The 18,122-nt window shown below is 45.8% G+C and carries 22 protein-coding genes; 12 read left to right on the top strand and 10 right to left on the bottom strand.

All coding sequences use genetic code 11. The features are described 5' to 3' along the window. Positions 1–76: 76 nt before the first annotated feature. Positions 77–487: a hypothetical protein gene (locus JCM23214_RS23505; protein ID WP_025899374.1), complete on the bottom strand. Its 411-nt coding sequence runs from the start codon at positions 485–487 to the stop codon at positions 77–79. A gap of 142 nt (positions 488–629) precedes the next feature. Between JCM23214_RS23505 and JCM23214_RS23510 the strand changes: the two genes are divergently transcribed. Together JCM23214_RS23510 and JCM23214_RS13350 are read left to right on the top strand one after the other, a co-directional pair. Continuing rightward, positions 630–1,172, top strand: a complete 543-nt coding sequence (locus tag JCM23214_RS23510; protein ID WP_025899375.1) for a helix-turn-helix domain-containing protein — start codon at positions 630–632, stop codon at positions 1,170–1,172. 408 nt (positions 1,173–1,580) lie between these two features. Continuing rightward, a complete protein-coding gene (locus JCM23214_RS13350; RefSeq protein ID WP_084264825.1) occupies positions 1,581–2,375 on the top strand; it encodes an alpha/beta fold hydrolase in 795 nt (264 codons plus the stop codon). 88 nt (positions 2,376–2,463) lie between these two features. Here JCM23214_RS13350 and rpsU read toward each other — a convergent pair whose 3' ends face one another. Further along, positions 2,464–2,664 carry a 30S ribosomal protein S21 gene (gene rpsU, locus JCM23214_RS20825; RefSeq protein WP_037493599.1) on the bottom strand — a complete coding sequence of 67 codons (201 nt, stop codon included), beginning with the start codon at positions 2,662–2,664 and terminating at the stop codon, positions 2,464–2,466. Positions 2,665–2,823: 159 nt separating this feature from the next. Here rpsU and def point away from each other — a divergent pair, with 159 nt between their 5' ends. From def to JCM23214_RS22640, 3 genes are read left to right on the top strand one after another with little or no spacing between them, the layout of a single operon-like run. Beyond that, on the top strand, positions 2,824–3,429 hold the full coding sequence (gene def, locus JCM23214_RS20830; RefSeq protein WP_025899377.1) for a peptide deformylase: 606 nt from the start codon (positions 2,824–2,826) through the stop codon (positions 3,427–3,429). A gap of 11 nt (positions 3,430–3,440) precedes the next feature. Then, positions 3,441–4,085, top strand: a complete 645-nt coding sequence (locus JCM23214_RS13365; RefSeq protein WP_037493662.1) for a COQ9 family protein — start codon at positions 3,441–3,443, stop codon at positions 4,083–4,085. A gap of 23 nt (positions 4,086–4,108) precedes the next feature. Further along, on the top strand, positions 4,109–4,840 hold the full coding sequence (locus tag JCM23214_RS22640) for an SDR family oxidoreductase (RefSeq protein ID WP_025899379.1): 732 nt from the start codon (positions 4,109–4,111) through the stop codon (positions 4,838–4,840). A 2-nt stretch (positions 4,841–4,842) separates the two neighbouring features. Here the strand turns inward: JCM23214_RS22640 and JCM23214_RS13375 are convergent, their stop codons facing one another. Together JCM23214_RS13375 and purE are read right to left on the bottom strand one after the other, a co-directional pair. Then, positions 4,843–5,931 (bottom strand): 5-(carboxyamino)imidazole ribonucleotide synthase, encoded by a 1,089-nt coding sequence (locus tag JCM23214_RS13375; RefSeq protein ID WP_025899380.1) that lies wholly within the window; start codon positions 5,929–5,931, stop codon positions 4,843–4,845. Positions 5,932–5,942: 11 nt separating this feature from the next. After that, positions 5,943–6,443, bottom strand: coding sequence for a 5-(carboxyamino)imidazole ribonucleotide mutase (purE, locus tag JCM23214_RS13380; RefSeq protein ID WP_025899381.1), 501 nt, complete (start codon positions 6,441–6,443; stop codon positions 5,943–5,945). Positions 6,444–6,641: 198 nt separating this feature from the next. Here purE and JCM23214_RS13385 point away from each other — a divergent pair, with 198 nt between their 5' ends. Then, positions 6,642–7,382, top strand: a complete 741-nt coding sequence (locus tag JCM23214_RS13385) for a GGDEF domain-containing protein (RefSeq protein WP_025899382.1) — start codon at positions 6,642–6,644, stop codon at positions 7,380–7,382. 33 nt (positions 7,383–7,415) lie between these two features. Here the strand turns inward: JCM23214_RS13385 and JCM23214_RS13390 are convergent, their stop codons facing one another. Next, on the bottom strand, positions 7,416–7,625 hold the full coding sequence (locus tag JCM23214_RS13390) for a YdcH family protein (RefSeq protein WP_025899383.1): 210 nt from the start codon (positions 7,623–7,625) through the stop codon (positions 7,416–7,418). 202 nt (positions 7,626–7,827) lie between these two features. On the opposite strand from JCM23214_RS13390, the gene JCM23214_RS20840 reads away from it, so the two are divergent. Continuing rightward, positions 7,828–8,346, top strand: a complete 519-nt coding sequence (locus JCM23214_RS20840) for a TIGR02444 family protein (protein ID WP_025899384.1) — start codon at positions 7,828–7,830, stop codon at positions 8,344–8,346. Between the two features lie 6 nt (positions 8,347–8,352). Here the strand turns inward: JCM23214_RS20840 and JCM23214_RS13400 are convergent, their stop codons facing one another. Then, positions 8,353–8,925, bottom strand: a complete 573-nt coding sequence (locus JCM23214_RS13400; protein ID WP_025899385.1) for a UbiX family flavin prenyltransferase — start codon at positions 8,923–8,925, stop codon at positions 8,353–8,355. A 130-nt stretch (positions 8,926–9,055) separates the two neighbouring features. Here JCM23214_RS13400 and JCM23214_RS23170 point away from each other — a divergent pair, with 130 nt between their 5' ends. After that, positions 9,056–9,220, top strand: coding sequence for a DUF465 domain-containing protein (locus JCM23214_RS23170; RefSeq protein WP_084264827.1), 165 nt, complete (start codon positions 9,056–9,058; stop codon positions 9,218–9,220). 161 nt (positions 9,221–9,381) lie between these two features. On the opposite strand, the gene JCM23214_RS13410 is transcribed toward JCM23214_RS23170, so the two are convergent. Together JCM23214_RS13410 and JCM23214_RS20845 are read right to left on the bottom strand one after the other, a co-directional pair. Further along, positions 9,382–10,944, bottom strand: coding sequence for an alanine/glycine:cation symporter family protein (locus JCM23214_RS13410; RefSeq protein ID WP_025899386.1), 1,563 nt, complete (start codon positions 10,942–10,944; stop codon positions 9,382–9,384). A gap of 16 nt (positions 10,945–10,960) precedes the next feature. After that, positions 10,961–11,374, bottom strand: a complete 414-nt coding sequence (locus tag JCM23214_RS20845) for a universal stress protein (RefSeq protein WP_037493601.1) — start codon at positions 11,372–11,374, stop codon at positions 10,961–10,963. 673 nt (positions 11,375–12,047) lie between these two features. Between JCM23214_RS20845 and JCM23214_RS13420 the strand changes: the two genes are divergently transcribed. Both JCM23214_RS13420 and JCM23214_RS13425 read left to right on the top strand, forming a co-directional pair. Then, positions 12,048–13,901: a ribonucleoside-diphosphate reductase subunit alpha gene (locus JCM23214_RS13420; RefSeq protein WP_439646403.1), complete on the top strand. Its 1,854-nt coding sequence runs from the start codon at positions 12,048–12,050 to the stop codon at positions 13,899–13,901. A gap of 59 nt (positions 13,902–13,960) precedes the next feature. After that, a complete protein-coding gene (locus JCM23214_RS13425) occupies positions 13,961–14,920 on the top strand; it encodes a ribonucleotide-diphosphate reductase subunit beta (protein ID WP_025899389.1) in 960 nt (319 codons plus the stop codon). A gap of 64 nt (positions 14,921–14,984) precedes the next feature. Here the strand turns inward: JCM23214_RS13425 and JCM23214_RS13430 are convergent, their stop codons facing one another. Both JCM23214_RS13430 and JCM23214_RS13435 read right to left on the bottom strand, forming a co-directional pair. Beyond that, positions 14,985–15,590: a hypothetical protein gene (locus tag JCM23214_RS13430; protein ID WP_025899390.1), complete on the bottom strand. Its 606-nt coding sequence runs from the start codon at positions 15,588–15,590 to the stop codon at positions 14,985–14,987. An 18-nt stretch (positions 15,591–15,608) separates the two neighbouring features. Further along, on the bottom strand, positions 15,609–16,211 hold the full coding sequence (locus tag JCM23214_RS13435) for a VPLPA-CTERM sorting domain-containing protein (RefSeq protein WP_025899391.1): 603 nt from the start codon (positions 16,209–16,211) through the stop codon (positions 15,609–15,611). Positions 16,212–16,292: 81 nt separating this feature from the next. On the opposite strand from JCM23214_RS13435, the gene JCM23214_RS13440 reads away from it, so the two are divergent. Continuing rightward, positions 16,293–17,384, top strand: coding sequence for a hypothetical protein (locus JCM23214_RS13440; protein ID WP_025899392.1), 1,092 nt, complete (start codon positions 16,293–16,295; stop codon positions 17,382–17,384). A gap of 194 nt (positions 17,385–17,578) precedes the next feature. Then, on the top strand, positions 17,579–18,118 hold the full coding sequence (locus tag JCM23214_RS20850; protein WP_025899393.1) for a TetR/AcrR family transcriptional regulator: 540 nt from the start codon (positions 17,579–17,581) through the stop codon (positions 18,116–18,118). Positions 18,119–18,122: the final 4 nt, after the last annotated feature.

Below are 18,122 nucleotides of genomic sequence, written 5' to 3' on the forward strand. Positions count from 1 at the left end.
AGGTGTGGCCAACAAAAAGGCCGCAATATTATGCGGCCTTTAAGTTGTTTATGCTCAACCAATATGATTAATAATCTTAGGCTGCTTGAAGTTTTTGCCCCACCAGCATGCGTAGACCTTTGTATTTTGAATAGGCGAATCCGGCGACTGCAATTGCAGCAAGATCAATCAGGATCATTCCGGGAATACTGAATAGGGATGAAAATCCAAGTACCAGAATCACGCTGGCGACAATCCAGCTAATATCGACCGCGAGCAGGATTTTCAGAAATAACGGTTTGTCGGCGGCTTTGAATGCAATGAATGCCAAGTCAGCGGCAAAGACAATCAGGCCAATTCCAAGGATGGTGAGATACAGGTTATCGGGCATTCCCATCAATTGGGTCAATGGCTTGGCGGCCAATACCATAACAAAACCACTGAACAGTGAAAAAATGGCATCAGCCAAGAGAACTTTTTTTACATATGAGACGGCTATACGGGTCATTTCTCAGATCCTTTCTTCTGGTTTGATCTGGTGCAATGAAATATGTCGCTGCCGGGTCATGTCCGCAATTACCTCTCAGGTAATGTCCAATCTATTTTTAATCCGCTATAGTTGTGGCAGATTTTATGTGGGAGATACCTTCATGAGTAATGCGGTGCTTAAAAAAAATGTATCTGACTTTGGTAACTTGCTTAAAAAATGGCGGCAAATAAAAGGTTTTAGTCAGCTTGATCTAGCACTGGCTGCAGACAGTTCCGCGCGGCATATCAGCTTCATCGAGACAGGGCGGTCGATCCCGAGCAAGGAAATGATACTGAAATTGTCAGCGGCAATGGAGTTGCCGCTTAGAGATCGAAACCGTCTTTTAAATGAGGCGGGTTACCGAGCAGCTTATACTGAACATCCGTTGGAGGGTGAAGGACTTGAACAGGTAAAACGCGCTTTGGATATTATTCTTGAAAATCAGGAACCGTTTCCGGCCCTCGTCATGAATCGCTGTTTCGATATCCTGATGATCAATCATACAGGGGCAAAGCTGGTAAATGCGCTCGGATTTCAATTGGGCGGTCAAGAGGGACCTCCCAATATCCTGAGAATGACCTTGCATCCAGATGGGTTCAGAACATGCGTAAAGGATTGGGAGCGGAGTGCACAGCATATGATCCATAGGCTTATCGTCAGCTAAATGGTCAGGATGAAAATGATCCTCTTGGCAAAGTACTTGAAGAGGTAAAGCAATACCCGGGTATTCCGCAGCATGTAATTGTCGAGGATCCAACCAAGGATGCGCTACCAGTTCTGCCCATTGAAATTGAATTAAATGGCGCGACACTTTCATGGATTACAACAGTTGCCAGTTTTGGAACGCCTCAGGATGTAACGGCTGAAGAAATTATGGTCGAATGCATGTTCCCTTCAGATGCTAAGACAGAGCAGTTTGCTCGTGCGCTTGCTGCTGGTGAGGTTTAATCTTATGTAAAGACAGCGCCAGAAACATTGACGAAGGATCAGTGATGAATATGGAGGAGAGTCGCTCAGAGAGGTAAGTATTACAACAGAAGACGGCTGGATTTTAAAAGCGGGCCTCTTTTGCATGGAGCCGCATACCAACCCTTCGTCAGTAATAGTTGTTTTGCCGGCTATGGGATCGCATTCGCGGCCTGCGAGATTTATGGCCAGTGCCCTTGCGAAAATGGGACATGCGGTTCTTACTGTCGATATACGAGGACATGGAAAAAGTGTGCCGCACCCGAAGCATGGCATTGATTATGGTTTTGACACCTTCTTGCAACAGGACATCCCTGCGATCCTTCAATTTGTAAATGGTCGATTTCCTGAAACGCCTGTATTTTTATTAGGTCACAGTCTTGGAGGCATTCTTAGCGCCATCTATGGAGCAGAGAACCCTGGTGCTGTTCAGGGTGTAATAGCGCTTACCACTGCAAACTTGAGGTTGAAATATTTGGGATTGGGATCCTTGTTCGTATTTGTTCCGTTTTATTTTATGGCGAAAATATTGGGGTATGTCCCCGGCCAACATTTCGGATGGGGTAATCCAATTGCCAAAACTCAGGTTCTAGACTGGGCTAGATGGGCTTTTAGTGGACGGTTGCGCGGTAGTGTTGGCAGACATCTTGAGCCGGTTTTTGCTTCTTCTCGTACACCAATTTTCTGCGTCGGATTTACCGATGATCACCGCCTTGCACCTCCGCATGTGACGCGAGCCTTCGCGGATCTCTTCCCAAAAGAATTAACGACATATAAGGTTATTAGCCCAGATGAGGCAGGTGCGTCGAAACTGGGACATTTCGATCATTTTAGAGAGGGCGTGTTCGTATGGAAAGAAATTGATCAATGGATCAATAATCACACCAATCACAAACTCTGATCTGTACAAACACCAAAAGCCGCTTTCCGAACTTCGGAGCGGCTTTGAGAGTTTTTCTGGATTGGCTTTTGCCAGTATCGCGGTCGGCTTAACCTTCGCGAAGGGCGCGCTTGCGAGCCAGTTTGCGAGCGCGACGGATCGCCTCAGCTTTTTGACGAGCGCGTTTTTCAGATGGCTTTTCGTAGGCACCACGGAGTTTCAACTCACGGAAAATACCTTCACGTTGCATTTTTTTCTTCAGGGCGCGAAGCGCTTGGTCGACATTGTTGTCGCGAACATGTACCTGCACAGCTAACAGTGCTCCTATCTAAATAAAATGTGATTAAATCAGTTCACAAAGTGGCGCGTTAGTAACACGGCCTCATTCCCTTGTGAAGCTATAAAGTTTATATTTTTACCGTGAAATGCAAGAAATTGCAAATTTGCAGCGGATTTGGGGAGTTTAGCCGTGAAAATTGAGCCTAGAGAAATTTTAAAGATGGGGAATCCGTTATTGCGCCAAATTTCCGAACCGGTTGATGAATTTAATGAGCAAGAGATTCGGGACCTTATCGAATTGATGCGTGTAAGCATGGTTGCTGCCAACGGTGTAGGCCTCGCTGCTCCGCAAATAGGGGTTCTCAAGCGAGTGGTCATTTTTGAAGTCCCCGCAGCTCGTATCTCTGAGGAAGACGGTGAGATATCTGCAAATGGAGGTGTGCCGCAGACGGTCCTGATTAATCCGAAGGTTACACCGCTAACTGAAGAAAAAGTACTTGGTTGGGAAGGGTGTTTGTCCGTGCCCGGTCTGCGTGGTCTGGTTCCTAGATACACGCGTATTAAATATGAAGGACTGACACTGGACAACGCTTCTCTAGCTGGAGGCGGAGAGTTGCAGATCCAGAAAATCAGTCGCGATGTGAGCGGATTTCATGCACGGGTCGTACAACATGAAGTGGACCATCTGGATGGGGTGCTGTATCCTGAACGCATGACAGATATTCGCCAGTTGATTTTTCAGACTGAACTGCCGTCCTTCATTCGAGCATTGGATGAACAGGCAGAAAGGAAATGATTGTGACCGAAATGGAGCAGAAAAACCAAATACTTGAAGCGGTTCTTTCGCATGTGATGTTTGATGGGTGGTCACAAAAGGCGATTAAAGCTGCGGCTGAAGATTTATCGTTGGATTTGTTTGTGATATCGGAACTTTTCCCTGATGGTCCCCGAGATATCATTTCATATTTTGTTCGCCGCGCCGACGATGAAATGGAAAATGAACTGGCCAAACGTAATGTTTTGTCCATGAAAATCAGAGACCGGATCACACTTGCTGTGCGCCTTCGCCTGGAAATGTACACACCCCGTAAAGAGGCCATTCGAAGCGCACTTACCTTACTTGCTTTGCCGCAAAATACAGCCCTTGCTCTCAAGCTTACGGAAGGAACTGTAAGTCGCATGTGGTACGCTACAGGAGACACTTCTACTGACTTCAGTTACTACACAAAACGGATGACTTTATCAGCCGTATACGGATCCACACTGCTCTATTGGCTGGATGACCATTCAGAGGGAGCGCATAAAACATGGGAGTTTCTGGATCGACGGATTGAAAACGTAATGCAATTCGAAACGGCTAAGTTTAAAGCCAAAAATTTTTTCTCCCAAAAACCAAAGGGGCCTGACCTGCCATCACCAAAAAGGTTTTTCAGAAACTTCAACGCCCGATAAATCAAAAATGAAAAAGGGACATAATGCTCAATAATAAAATAATCCTGGTAACGGACGCGACACATTTTCTTGGAAAACCGGGGATAACAGCTTTAGTGAGAGATGGGGCAACTGTCTTTGCCCAAGACGCACGTTTTACCGATAAACAGGCGAGGGATGCGTTTGAGGAGTTAATCCCCGGTGTGACAGCATTGGCTGAACAGGTTCCAAGCGAAGTCATAGACGTAGTTTTGTCCAAAGCGGGTCAATTGGATGTGCTGGTGAATAATGATGCATTCCCCGCCATAAAGGCGGCGATTGATGAAGCCGAACTTTCCGACTTCACCGATACGCTTAACGCGCTTCTTGTTCGTGGTTTCGATTATGCCAAACACGCATCGAAACACATGAAAGGGCGTGGCTGCGGTAAGATCTTGTTTGTCTCATCCGCTGTGCCAAAGCACGGGCTTCCAAATTATTCCATGTATGTCGCCGCACGCGGTGGGGCAAATGCATTGGCGATATCACTTGCCAAGGAACTGGGACGCCACGGAATACAGGTGAACGCGTTGGCCCCAAATTTTATTGAAAGCCCTACCTATTTTCCCAAGGAACTGCTTGAGAATGAAGAAGCTTACAAAAAAATAACCAAGCCGATACCTCTTGGGCGGCTTGGAAAGCCTGAAGAGGCGGGCGAGTATCTGGCCTTCCTGGCTTCAGATCGCTCTGATTATATCACCGGCCAGGTGCTCTATTTCGCTGGAGGGTGGGCCTAAGGTTAAACCTTGGGTTTTTTATCCAGGGCAAAAAGTTTGGTTGTATGACCCATTTTACGTCCCGCTCGTGCTTCGGCTTTGCCGTACAGGTGCAAACTCATATCAGGGCGGGACAGAATTTCATCCCAATGATCGATGTCATCGCCGATCAGGTTCCACATCACAGCGTTTGAATGACGTTTGGCAGAGCCAAGAGGTAAGCCAGCGGCAGCGCGAATGCTCTGACGAAACTGACTGGTTGCACAGGCTTCAATAGTCCAGTGCCCAGAATTATGTGGGCGAGGTGCCAGTTCATTGACCAAAACCTCCCCATCGGCAGTGACAAACATTTCAACTGCGATCAAGCCGACAAGATCCATATTCTGGACAATTCTATGTGACAGATCTGTTGCATGTTCCGAAACCGTATTTAAGATATCCGCAGGCGCGATTGTGATGTCGAGAATGTGGTTTTTGTGACGATTTTCAACCGGTATATAGCTTTCAATATCGCCATTTAATCCACGGGCTACGATCACAGAAATTTCCAGCTCAAACGGAACAAAACCCTCCAATATTGAAGGTTGTTGACCAATTGCTTCCCATGCTTCGTCTATTTGTGTGGCGTTGTTAATCTTGAACTGGCCTTTGCCATCGTAACCGAAACGGCGTGTTTTCAACACAGATGGCGTGCCAATACGAGCGACAGCTTTTTGAAGATCTTCAAGGCTTTCCACATTTGCAAAAGGCGCTGTAGGAACGCCTAAACTATTGAGAAAGCTTTTTTCAATGTGCCTGTCTTGGGTATATTCAAGGACCTTGCGACCGGGGCGTACCGGAATGATAGGTTCCAGATAGGCGAGCGTTTCCACCGGGATGTTTTCAAATTCAAGCGTGACAACATCCACGTCGGTTGCAAATTTTCGTAAAGCCGCTTTATCCGTATAGTCAGCAACTGTTTGTTTTGATGCCACTTGCATTGCGGGGGCGTTTGGATCCTGCCCAAATACATGGGTCAAATATCCCATTTCTGCTGCCGCTATGGCTAACATGCGGCCCAATTGTCCATCGCCCAGAATGCCGATGGTTTTGCCAGGTGCAATAACAGTCATTGGATAAGTCCTTATTCAGCAACATCCACAGGTTCAATGGCGACCGCATCGGTTTGTTTGCTGCGCCAATTATCGAGTGAATTTGCAATTTCATTATCGCTAAGTGCCAGTATTTGAGTGGCCAGTAATGCTGCGTTAATGGCACCAGCTTTACCAATTGCTAAAGTGCCTACAGGAACGCCACCTGGCATTTGCACGATAGACAGTAGGCTGTCCATTCCCTTTAGCGCTTTACTTTCTACAGGTACGCCAAGAACGGGTAACGGTGTCATCGAAGCAGCCATGCCCGGTAAATGCGCTGCGCCCCCAGCACCGGCAATAATAACTTTAAGACCACGTGCTTTGGCTTCTTTCGCATAGTGACAGAGGCGATCCGGCGTCCGGTGGGCGGAAACGATTTTCGCTTCAAATGCAACACCAAGCTCGTCAAGGGTGTCCGCTGCGTGTTTCATGATTGGCCAGTCTGATTGACTGCCCATGATGATGCCGACTTGCGCGTCCCTTTTTTCCATCGTGATTTCCCATTTATGAAAAGTCGATTGGTCAGAATTGCTGCGGATTATAGGCAGGCGTGAGCAAGAAGCAAGTAAAGGCTGGTGATATATAAATTAACCCTGTTTTCATGAACTCTATGTACAATATTTGTAAATTGGGTATGAGTATGCCTAATTATAACGCAGTTGATTGCTTTCACGGTTCTGGATTTGTAAATGAAAATTGGTTCGACCGGTCGTCCGACGAGTACCGCGCCTATACGTAAAAATACGGCTTCCACTGCTGCCAATGCGGCCGCGGCGTATGGAGGTGTATCAGCCCCCCGTCAGATTGAAGACACGACTTCGATCATGGGTATACCTGAGGCTGAGCTTACACCTAAGGTGAAAGAAGCGATCATGACGCTTATGGAGGAGGTTGATCGGCTACGTAAATCAGTTGAAGGGGTTAATCAACGCCTTGCTGAAGCAGAAAAACTGGCAGATCAAGATCCATTACTCCCCATTTACAATCGTCGCGCTTTTGTTCGGGAATTGACACGAGCACAGGCTGCTGTCGAGCGGTATGGCAACAGCTCCAGTCTGATCTATATAGATCTCAACGGGTTTAAAGGAGTGAACGACAATTACGGTCATCAGGCTGGTGATTTTGTGTTGACCGAGTTTTCCAAGCGATTGGTAAAAAGTGTTCGTGAAAGTGACGTGGTTGGACGCCTTGGTGGCGATGAATTTGGACTGATTCTGACGAATACATCATCTGAACAGGCTGCAACACTTGCAGCGCGTCTGCCGCAGGAGTTGGAGCGTGATCCGATTTTTTGGGAAGGAAACAAGCTTGAAGTTGGCTTGGCCTATGGCATTGTTCCCGTTGAGCCGGATCAGCACCCTGAACAGGCGCTGACCGAAGCTGACAGCAAAATGTATAAGCAAAAACAGGCTATTAAAGACAGTCGGTAATGTAAATTTGGAAGTTATATTTCGCGTTTGTCTTTACGCAATAATATCAGGGAGCAAAGCATTTTCCGTGACGAAAATCTCATCTTTAAGGATGAGTTTTCTTTTCTTCATTCGTTGAAGTTGCAAGCTGTTAAAATTACCGGACTCTATAAGTGCATCAATCGCCATATCCAGATCGCGATGCTCACTTTTCAGTTCTGCGAGCCGTCGCTTTAATGCTTCCTGTTCGTCAACTACTGTCATTGATGCGTTATTCCAAACGTTACTTACAGATCGGATATCTATTGAAGATATAGGTACAATCGATTGGGGTTCAAATTCTATCGCTGGAATTATAGCATTAATTGGCTTAGGAAACTAGCTTGCAGATGAACTTTTCGGCACAGTTTTAGTGCTGATCCAAAATTGAATTTATTGTCGCTTGGACACCTGCGGAGGGTACGGAATGTCTGACCTTTGGACATATGCTTTAGACCTTTACGCTCGCCCATCTGTAAAGGAAGCGTGCCTGAAGCTGCAAGACGAAGTGGGTGCGGATGTTTGTTTGCTTCTGCTTTGTTGTTGGGCAGCAGAAGAAAATCTGGGTGAGTGGCCACCTGAAATGACAAAAGAGCTTTCTGCTCAAAGTTACGAATTTCAAACCAACCTTCTTGCGCCGCTCAGGAAAATGCGAACATGCCTGAAAAACAATCCGACATACGTGTTTGCCCGTGAATGGGCCAACACATTGAGGGAGAATTTGCTCGCCAATGAGTTGTTGATTGAGAGAGAATTGCTGGGCAGGTATGAAGCGACGGTTTCCAGGTTTTTGGACCGTAACCGTCAACCTGAGTTTTCAAGAGATGAAAAATGCAGGATTGTACGAGGGAATTTCGAAGCAAGTAGCCCGGCTGTAGATTTCAGCAAGAATGATACGGCAGAAGAAATGATGGCAACACTTCTGAAAGTGGCCTTTCCAGGCTAACCAAGCTCAGGTGCGTAACCCTTGCCAACGATGTGCCAAATTATTTTCGATGTTAAGTAGGTCCAGAACCCGCCCAACTGAATGATTGACGATATCGTCAATGTTTTGCGGATTGGTGTAGAACGCAGGAACAGGCGGTGCAATGATCGCGCCGAGCTCTGCCAGCTGGGTTAAATTTCGTAAATGCCCGGCATGTAATGGCGTTTCCCGGAGCATTAATATCAGTTTGCGGCGTTCTTTTAGTGCTACATCCGCAGCTCTAGTCAACAAAGAGCCAGTTGTTCCAGTCGCAATTTCCGACATGGTTCGAATAGAGCAGGGGGCGATGACCATTCCTGCATTTTTAAAAGAACCGGACGCAATTGAGGCACCAATATCGTTCACATTATATGCTTTATCCGCCAGTTTTTTTAACGCGGCTCCAGAATATTCAGTCTCATGTTGAATAGTGAGCTCCGCAGACTTACTTATAACTAGATGAGTTTGAATATTTAATTTTTGGCAGGCCTGAAGCAGGCGAATTCCATAGATGGCGCCCGAAGCACCGGTAATGCCGACTATAAGCTTTTGGTTTTCCATCACAATCCAGCTCCTGCCAAAAAAATGAAAAAAAATGCAATCCAACGTATCATTTAGTTTCATATTTTTGTAATATTCAAATTCAGCCACTCACCGGCTGTACGCCTTTGTTTTTTAGAGGAGATATAATATGAGCACAACTGAGTATGTTGCACAGCTAAACGAAAAGCACCATCGGATTGAAGAAAAAATTCAGTCTGAAATGTCTCATCCGTCAGCTGACCAACTACAAATCAATGAGCTCAAGAAGGAAAAGCTCCGATTAAAAGAAAAAATAACGAGGCTGTCATCCTGACGATAATATAGTAGGATTTAGATCAGAATTGATCGGAGGCGCTGGAATTTATTTCAGCGCCTTTTTCATTTCTGATTTTTGGAACGTGTGTTGGTGCTAACATGATGGGCCGCTTTTGGAGCGGCCCATCGGTTTAGTGGCGTTATATTTCACGTTATTTGCTACTGCTTGAATTTAACAATTTCACCGCTTTTCAAGCGATCAAAGTAGCTTTTCATTTCGCGTTTGACGATTGGCATCAGGAAGTAGAGCGCGGTGATATTTACGACGGCCATGGCGAAAATCATGGCGTCAGAGAAATCGATCACTGCGCCTAGCTGTGCTGCCGCACCAATAACGATGAAAATGCAGAAGATTACTTTGAAAATGGTTTCTTTTGTTTTTCCTTCTCCTACCAGATAGGTCCAGGCTTTCAATCCATAATAGGACCAGCTTATCATCGTGGAAAAGGCAAATAAAACGACTGCAACTGCCAGAATATATGGGAACCAGCTTAGTGCGGAGCCAAATGCAGCAGAAGTCAGAGATACGCCAGAAGAGCCATCTACAGTCTTAATTGAGCTGCCTTCCAACATATAAAGGCCTGTTGCCGGATCGATAACCAGCACACCGGAAATGGTGATGACAAGTGCTGTCATTGTGCAAATCACCACTGTATCGATGAACGGTTCTAACAGAGAAACAACCCCTTCGGTAACGGGTTCCTTTGTTCGAACTGCGGAGTGGGCGATTGCAGCGGATCCCACACCTGCTTCGTTGGAGAAAGCGGCTCGTTTAAAGCCCTGTATCAGCGCGCCAACTAAACCACCGGCAACACCGAGACCTGTAAAGGCACCTGCAAAGATTTGACCAAACGCCCATCCAATCATGTCATAATTGACCAGTAGAATAACAAGTGCGGCACCTACATATAAAACACCCATGAACGGGACTACTTTTTCAGTTACGTTGGCGATTGACTTAATGCCTCCAACAATTACGAGAAAGACAATCCCGGCCAGAATTAGACCTGTCAACCAGCCATTACCGCTTAAAAAGCTGGCTTCACCGCCAGTGATCCCCAAAAGTTGTGCATGGGCTTGGTTCGCTTGAAACATATTCCCCCCGCCCAAAGCGCCGCCAATTGTGAAAATGGCGAAAAGGACCGCTAAAATTGCTCCGCCGGGTAAACCGCGTTCTTTAAAACCCTTGGTCATGTAGTACATGGGGCCACCTGAAACGGTCCCGTCGTCATACTCGTTTCTATATTTAACCCCTAACGTACATTCGGTGAATTTCGAAGCCATGCCAAGAAGGCCAGCCAGAATCATCCAGAACGTGGCCCCTGGTCCGCCAATGCCGACTGCAACGGCGACGCCGGCAATATTCCCAAGACCAACAGTCCCGGATAGCGCTGTTGCCAACGCCTGAAAGTGACTGACTTCACCTGCGTCATTGGGATCAGAATAATCCCCTTTCACTAATGAGATCGCATGTGAAAAGGCACGAATTTGGATGAAACCAAAATACAGGGTAAAGACACTGGCCGCGACAACCAGCCACAGTACAATCCATGGAAAGGATGTGCCGGGCAGCGGCGCAAATATCAGGCTTACGAACCAGCCCGTTGAACTTGCAAACACCTCATTGACTTGTTGATCAAAGCTTGCTGATTGCTCCTGCGCCCATGACAGGGTTGGAAGAAAAAGTAAAATTATGGTTGTAATTATTCTGTTTAGGATCATTTTTCGCCCCCCTTTGCTATGGAATGATCGTTACCGGTACTGAAGACGTGGCCACAAGCCGGCCACTTACTCCGCCAAAAAGCCGTTCTTTCAGTCCTTTTGCGCCAACGCGACCAATAATGATTTGCTCTGCTTTATGTTCTTTTGCGATCCGATCGAGAATTTCAGCCGCATCCCCGTGCTTTACGATACCCTCTGCGGTAAAGCCCGCGCCGCTAACTGCTGAAAGGGCAGGGTCCAATATACGTTCCTTTGCAAGGTTGATTTCTTCTTCGCGGCGTTTATGACGTTGTTCGTTTTCTTCAGCAGTTTGGAAGCTGAATGGTGACCATTCAATAACGTAGCAGATGAGAATCTTACTATTCTTGATGAGTTGGGCTCGACTTTTGGCAAATTCGAGCGCTTTTTCACCCGATTTGGAGCCATCGATACCAACGACGAAAGTTGTTTTGACTCATTTTTTTGGTTCCCTGTTTATTTTTGCGAACAGGCTGCAATTTTTGACAGGTACTTGTATTACGGTTACATCAGACTTACTAAATCCACTCTGTTGCAGCCATGACATGACCGTAACATGAGCAAATTCTAAAATCTATCATCAATATAAAATGTATGACTGTTGTTCTATCTATCAGAGTCGCAATGGCATGAGCGGCTGTTCTTAATTGCGACAAGCGTTTAAAGATTGTTGATTAAGAGTTGATTTTTTTGCTCTTTTTTAGCCGGAAAGTAGCAGGTCGAATGATAAAATTTGACGTCTCGGTTCAGCTGTTTAAGTGAACATGTTGAAACTTCGGCAAAAATAAAAATTCCCTGCGCAGTCAAGTCTTTTTTTTTATAAAAAGAACACTACAATTTGTTGACGCCTTAAGGTCAATTCTACAATATATAGTGGTTTCGTACGGGAGCACGAAATTTGAAAAACAGAATTGATTTGAGGCTAAAATAGTCAAAATGTTCAGTTTTTCAGGACGTTTAAAGGCGTTATGCCATGTCTGTTCTAATTGCAAGCGCAGAGGCGTTGGAACCTTGCTCTCGGAAAACGATGGATGTTGGAAGCAGAGATAGTTCAAAAGGGTGATCAAATGTTGGATGCGGTCGATATGTTGACAGATATTGTGCAGGTAAAAGGGGGCGCAAGGGTTCATATTGATCATAGCCGGGACTCTTATCTTACTGATTTTGGAAAAGCTGTTCTTAAAGATCGCTATTTGTTGCCTGGTGAAAGTTTTCAGGATCTCTTTGGGCGTGTTGCCAGTGCTTATGGTGAGGGAGATGAGCATGCCCAGCGGATTTATGAATACATCAGTAAATTGTGGTTTATGCCCTCTACGCCTGTGCTTAGCAACGGTGGCAGCACTCGTGGTCTTCCTATCTCCTGTTTCCTCAACGAATCCGACGACAGTCTCAATGGAATTGTAGATCTTTGGACGGAAAATGTATGGCTTGCCTCAAAAGGAGGCGGCATTGGCAGCTATTGGGGTAATTTGCGTTCTATCGGTGAAGGTGTAGGTGCCGTTGGCAAGACATCAGGTGTGGTTCCCTTCATTAGAGTGATGGACAGTCTCACTCTCGCCATTAGTCAAGGGTCACTAAGAAGAGGTTCCGCTGCCGTCTACTTGCCTATTTCACATCCGGAAGTGGAAGAATTTATTGAAATCCGCCGGCCAACCGGTGGCGATCCCAATCGGAAAACACCGAATTTGCATCATGGCATTCTCGTTTCCGATGATTTTATGCGCGCAGTTGAAGCGGATGAGGAGTGGGGGCTGACCAGTCCCAAAGACGGGGCCGTTGTCCGCAAAGTAAGTGCTCGTTCCTTGTGGATTCGGTTGTTGACCGCCCGTGTTGAAACGGGTGAGCCGTACATCATTTTCAGTGATCGCGTTAATTCAATGGTGCCTGAGCATCATAAATTGGCGGGTCTAAGTGTGAAAACGTCAAATTTGTGTGCTGAAATAACGCTACCAACCGGGCGTGATCACTTGGGTAATGATCGTACAGCTGTTTGCTGTCTTTCGTCCCTTAATCTTGAAACATATGAACAATGGAATTCAGAGGAAGGCTTCATTGAAGATGTGATGCTGTTCCTTGATAATGTGCTGCAGGACTTTATTGATCGTGCGCCAGATGAAATGGCACGCGCAAAATATGCAGCCATGCGTGAGCGTAGTGTCGGCCTTGGTGTGATGGGCTTTCATTCCTTCCTGCAGGCTAAGCGAGTGCCGATGGAAAGCGTTATGGCCAAGGTTTGGAATAACAAAATATTCACGCATATTCAGGAAAAAGTTAATGCTGCGTCCAAATCATTGGCTGATTTGCGCGGGGCTTGTCCAGATGCTGCTGATTATGGATTTAATGAGCGTTTCTCGAACAAAACAGCGATTGCGCCAACGGCTTCAATTTCCATCATTTGCGGGGGAGCAAGCCCTGGCATCGAGCCAGCTGCAGCCAATAGCTACACACATAAAACACTCTCCGGTTCTTTTAATGTCCGCAATCCACATTTGAAGGCATTGCTTGCAGAAAAAGGGATGGATAATGAGGAGATCTGGTCCTCCATCACAGTCAATGAAGGTTCAGTCCAGCATCTGGATTTTCTGGATGATCATGAAAAAGACGTATTTAAAACCGCTTTTGAGCTGGATCAGCGCTGGATAATTGAGCTTGCTGCCGATCGTACACCAATGATTGATCAGTCTCAGTCTGTGAATATCTTCCTGCCAGCAGACGTTCACAAACGGGATTTGCATCAAATTCATTTTCAGGCGTGGAAGCAGGGAGTTAAAAGCCTCTATTATTGCCGGTCCAAATCCATTCAGCGCGCTGAAGTTGTTGCAACCAAGGACAATATGCCTGACACGCTTAAAGAACTGGTGGCAGGCGCGGTTGCAAAACCAAAGCTTGAAGTCGTTGCTGAAAGCACTGATTATGAAGAATGTCTGGCCTGTCAGTAGGCCAGATTTTCCCTGAAACAACCTGACTGATTATATTTTTTGCAAGATTAGAGTTTTCGATGTCCCTGCTTGATGCAAAGCCTGTTTATAAGCCGTTTTCCTATCCTTGGTGTTATGACGCCTGGTTAATGCAACAGCAAATCCACTGGCTTCCCGAAGAAGTCCCGCTCGCGGATGATGTAAAAGACTGGCACAAAAATCTGACTGAAGACGAGCAGCATTTGCTGACCCAGATTTTTCGTTTTTTCACCCAATCGGATATCGAGGTGAATAACTGCTATATGCGCCATTACACACGGGTTTTTCAGCCAACTGAAGTTCAGATGATGTTGGCAGCTTTTTCCAATATGGAAACGGTCCATATTGCTGCTTATTCGCATCTTCTGGATACGATTGGTATGCCCGAAACTGAGTATTCTGCCTTTCTGAAATACAAGGAAATGAAAGACAAATACGACTACATGCAGCAGTTTAATGTGGACAATCTGTCAGAAGTTGCGAAAACACTTGCGGTGTTCGGGGCGTTTACAGAAGGGTTGCAACTGTTTGCCAGTTTTGCAATTTTGCTTAATTTTCCGCGTCATGGAAAAATGAAGGGAATGGGGCAGATCGTTACCTGGTCCGTTCGGGATGAAACCCTTCATTGTAATTCCATAATCAAACTGTTTCGGACCTTCATTTCGGAAAATCCGGATATCTGGACAGAAGAATTCCAGAAGGACCTTTATAAAACCTGTGAAGAAATTGTCTCTCATGAAGATGCGTTCATCGATCTGGCCTTCGGTGCTGGCCATATTGAGGGTATAACAGCAGAGGAAATCAAAGCCTATATCCGTTACATTGCAGACAGACGGTTGACCCAACTGGGGTTGGATCCGATTTATCATTTGGAGCGCAACCCGCTGCCTTGGCTGGATGCGATTTTGAATGCGGTTGAGCACACAAATTTCTTTGAAAACCGGGCAACTGAATATTCCAAAGCGGCCACGCGTGGCACTTGGGATGAAGCCTTTAGCTAATATGGAAAACAATAAAGCGGATCACTTCAGATCCGCTTTATTTGATGAGAGATCATTATTGTTGTTATAGCAAGAGCGGTTTTTTCTTTCTCCGCCAACCCAATAGCCCTAATATTCCCATTCCAGCAGCATAAAGTGAAAATGCCGCCGGTAAAGGTGTGGCGATTAACTCAGGCTCTCGCCAGGTGGTTTCTAAGAAGGTGACTTTTTTGTCATCTTGTGTTGGGTCAAATTCGAAACTAACCGAACGAATAAGAAGGTTGGAATACACATTGAGAGAAATGCCGTAATCACTTGAGTTTTCACCTATAGGGGTAGGTTCAGGTATTATCTGAGGATTTCCTTCAGAGTTTTCTGTAAGCTGAAATTCAGCTTTGAGACTAATGGATGCACAAGAATATAGAAAACAGGGCCTCAAAATAGGTTCGGCAAAACGAAAGATGATTTTTTCACCTTTACTAAAAAAGGAATCTCCTACACCTAACCCGGTTTCCGACCTGAATATAGCGTTTTCCTGGCTTTCGCTATTGATTCTCAGAAAGTCGTTATAATTATAGATCCCATTGCTCACTTCCCCGTCGATTCTAAGGTCAATGTTTACAGTGGCCGCAAAAAGACTTGATGCATGAATACTGATGAGCAGTAGAGCACTTGATACTAATTTAAACATGATACTTACTTTCAAATATTAGCTAAATATTTGTGCCTTGCGGCGTTTTCTCCAGCCCACCAGTCCAAGTACAGCCATGCCGGCAGCATATAACGGCAGTGCAGCTGGTAACGGAGTTGCGACTACGGAAACTTCCTGTATCAGGAGATCTTTGCAATTCCCAATTCCTTCAATCACGAAAGCGAGAATATTTGTAGCTCCATATTCCAGATAGAGAGTGTTGCCATTAATGGAGTGGTCTATATCAAATTCCTCATTGTTTTGAGAGTATCCGGTAACGGTGATTTGTGCCGGGTTTACGTTATCTGGTGAAAGTGTCAGATATTTAATCACTACGGGTTCACTGAACTCGAATCTCAAGCTCTCAGTCTTGTTAATCGCGCGAGAGTTCGAATAGTTAGGCACTGCAACACCAAGTCCACTTCCATTGTTTTTTGTTATTTTAGGTGTGCCGATTTGGCCACTAAATGGGGTGACAGTTAGCTTGTTCCCCTCGAATATTTCATATGGCAGGCTTTGAAAGTTTCCCATGCCGCCATCATCCAGAGGAATTACAGCGGCAGTTGCATTGAGAGTTGGGGATAGCAGCAGCAAAGCCGTTGCCAGAAGTATGTTTCGCATAAAATTTCCTTCCATAAAATAGACGTAATACGCAGAATGTTTGGATAGGTGACGATCAAGTCAGCGATTCGTGAGGATTTAATGCGGTTAATTACGGCCTGTTTGTTTCTGATTTTTAGTGGCTGGGGGCATAGTCCTCTTTGGGCGGAAGAGGTGACTTCCGGTGACGAGCCGCAAATCTCACTCCGCCAGCAAATAAAACCGATCGTAATAGAAAATGGTGGCCAGTCATCGCGGCTAAACCAACTGGACCTTCTGTACCTGATGGGATCAGAAGAAATTCAGGTAAAGGTTTCGGGAGGTTGTACGGAAGAGGTAATCGAAACCAATATCCATAGCCGCGGTGAGTACCTTGCTCAACTGTTAATCGGGTATGGTACCGATATCGACAGTTATTGGAGCAAAACAGTTTATGTGGGGGACGATCGGACGATATCTTCAAGAGAGGAAAATGTGTCTTTACCTCTGCAGTTAAAAATGTTCAGTGGTACATCCTATCGCATAGAACCGCTTGAGATTTTGGCTGAAAAGGTCAATGAATTTGAGGGGCAGGTTGAGAGAAAGCTTAAATTTTACCAAGAAAGTTGGGTGACAAAAAAGGAATTACCTGTTCGCCTTGAAGTGATCTGCCAGCCATATGAGTATAACAAGGTTTTGGATAAACTTCAGTTGCTCCAAAAAAGGAGCAGAGTCAAAAATCAGAAATTTTCCCTTCCGATAAAGTACATGGGTGATCCGGCTCTAAAGGCTTCGGCTACAAAACGGCTTGCCATGACGGGTAGTTCTGTTTCGATATCGCGCCCATTTCGTTTGAGTTCTGTTCAAATTCTGGAAGGGCCCAGAAATTTAAGAGGAATTTGCCCTCTGATTGGCGAATTCAAGGCCCGCCTCTTTGGTGAGGGGCAGGGCGAGGTGCGCCTTCATGCGCGGTATGGGCAGAACAAAAAAATGATAAGTGAGGCTGTCTCGTTCAGCGGTCCATACCAGGATATCGGCTTTAAATTGTTGACGGAGCGCAAACCCAGAAGTTCTGATGGAATTCAACAGCTTGAAAAACTGGTTTTGCATGTAGAGGGAAGATCGGCAGAGGCAGAGAAACATGCCTTATTCTCTCAGAAGCGGAAAAGTCCTCCTTATCTTTGGCAATTTGCCTGCATTAATTTGACTGAATAGTTCGCAGTGCCTCTTTTAGAGTGGTGTGAATCTATTATTGAGTTGAGCTCAATTTAATGATAGTTAGATGAATAGAATGGCTGAACTGAGGGTTAGGGAATGCAAAATAAAGTCACAAAATTGCAAAAAACTGAGGAGCCTAATCCTAAGCCACGCCGGAAACGAAGGTCGCTGAGGAGAGCCGCCGTGAAATATTGAAAGTAGCCGCGAGAGAGCTGGTTAGTTCAAACGGTGCTTTGGATATGGCAACACTGGCCAAAAAAGCAGGTTTGTCGGAGGGGTTGGCATATCATTATTTTAAAAATCGGGCAGGGGTTATTGCCGCTGTAGTTGATCAATATTTTGATGCCTTTGAAGAGGCGGTTATTGACGTCGCATTTGCTGGAGATACTTGGCAGGAGAGAGAGAAGTTAAGGGTGGAGGCTTTGGTGGACTTTTACTGTGCTGATCCCTTGACGCCGGTCATCTATTCAAGGCTAGGAAGCGAGCCGGAAGTAGTGGAGGTCGCTGGACGCAGGGCCCGCCGTCAGCTTGAGCTGGCCGCCCGAAATATCCTGATGGGACAGGAAAGTGGTGACATAAATGCTGATCGAGACCCCTGGATTTTAGGGGCGATGATGTTGGGTGCAATTAATTTCGTTGTGTCGGGATATTGGCAGAATGGCACGGATGTTGAGCCAAAAACCCTGAAAAAAGAAATATGGGCTGGAATTGACGCCCTATCCCGCGCTTGAGGAG

It is taken from the genome of Sneathiella glossodoripedis JCM 23214, from assembly GCF_000616095.1.
In the GTDB taxonomy this organism is placed as follows: domain Bacteria; phylum Pseudomonadota; class Alphaproteobacteria; order Sneathiellales; family Sneathiellaceae; genus Sneathiella; species Sneathiella glossodoripedis.

What these genes read in the sequence shown, in the direction of transcription:
- JCM23214_RS22640 (WP_025899379.1), top strand. Translation starts at nt 4,109, where the DNA reads ATGCTCAATAATAAAATAATCCTGGTAACGGACGCGACACATTTTCTT.
- purE (WP_025899381.1), bottom strand. Translation starts at nt 6,443, where the DNA reads ATGGAAAAAAGGGACGCGCAAGTCGGCATCATCATGGGCAGTCAATCA.
- JCM23214_RS13435 (WP_025899391.1), bottom strand. Translation starts at nt 16,211, where the DNA reads ATGCGAAACATACTTCTGGCAACGGCTTTGCTGCTGCTATCCCCAACT.
- JCM23214_RS13375 (WP_025899380.1), bottom strand. Translation starts at nt 5,931, where the DNA reads ATGACTGTTATTGCACCTGGCAAAACCATCGGCATTCTGGGCGATGGA.
- JCM23214_RS13440 (WP_025899392.1), top strand. Translation starts at nt 16,293, where the DNA reads ATGCGGTTAATTACGGCCTGTTTGTTTCTGATTTTTAGTGGCTGGGGG.
- JCM23214_RS13400 (WP_025899385.1), bottom strand. Translation starts at nt 8,925, where the DNA reads ATGGAAAACCAAAAGCTTATAGTCGGCATTACCGGTGCTTCGGGCGCC.
- JCM23214_RS13420 (WP_439646403.1), top strand. Translation starts at nt 12,048, where the DNA reads ATGTTGACAGATATTGTGCAGGTAAAAGGGGGCGCAAGGGTTCATATT.
- JCM23214_RS13425 (WP_025899389.1), top strand. Translation starts at nt 13,961, where the DNA reads ATGTCCCTGCTTGATGCAAAGCCTGTTTATAAGCCGTTTTCCTATCCT.
- JCM23214_RS20840 (WP_025899384.1), top strand. Translation starts at nt 7,828, where the DNA reads ATGTCTGACCTTTGGACATATGCTTTAGACCTTTACGCTCGCCCATCT.
- JCM23214_RS13410 (WP_025899386.1), bottom strand. Translation starts at nt 10,944, where the DNA reads ATGATCCTAAACAGAATAATTACAACCATAATTTTACTTTTTCTTCCA.
- JCM23214_RS13350 (WP_084264825.1), top strand. Translation starts at nt 1,581, where the DNA reads ATGGAGCCGCATACCAACCCTTCGTCAGTAATAGTTGTTTTGCCGGCT.
- JCM23214_RS23510 (WP_025899375.1), top strand. Translation starts at nt 630, where the DNA reads ATGAGTAATGCGGTGCTTAAAAAAAATGTATCTGACTTTGGTAACTTG.
- JCM23214_RS23170 (WP_084264827.1), top strand. Translation starts at nt 9,056, where the DNA reads ATGAGCACAACTGAGTATGTTGCACAGCTAAACGAAAAGCACCATCGG.
- JCM23214_RS13385 (WP_025899382.1), top strand. Translation starts at nt 6,642, where the DNA reads ATGAAAATTGGTTCGACCGGTCGTCCGACGAGTACCGCGCCTATACGT.
- JCM23214_RS13365 (WP_037493662.1), top strand. Translation starts at nt 3,441, where the DNA reads ATGGAGCAGAAAAACCAAATACTTGAAGCGGTTCTTTCGCATGTGATG.
- JCM23214_RS13390 (WP_025899383.1), bottom strand. Translation starts at nt 7,625, where the DNA reads ATGACAGTAGTTGACGAACAGGAAGCATTAAAGCGACGGCTCGCAGAA.
- JCM23214_RS23505 (WP_025899374.1), bottom strand. Translation starts at nt 487, where the DNA reads ATGACCCGTATAGCCGTCTCATATGTAAAAAAAGTTCTCTTGGCTGAT.
- JCM23214_RS13430 (WP_025899390.1), bottom strand. Translation starts at nt 15,590, where the DNA reads ATGTTTAAATTAGTATCAAGTGCTCTACTGCTCATCAGTATTCATGCA.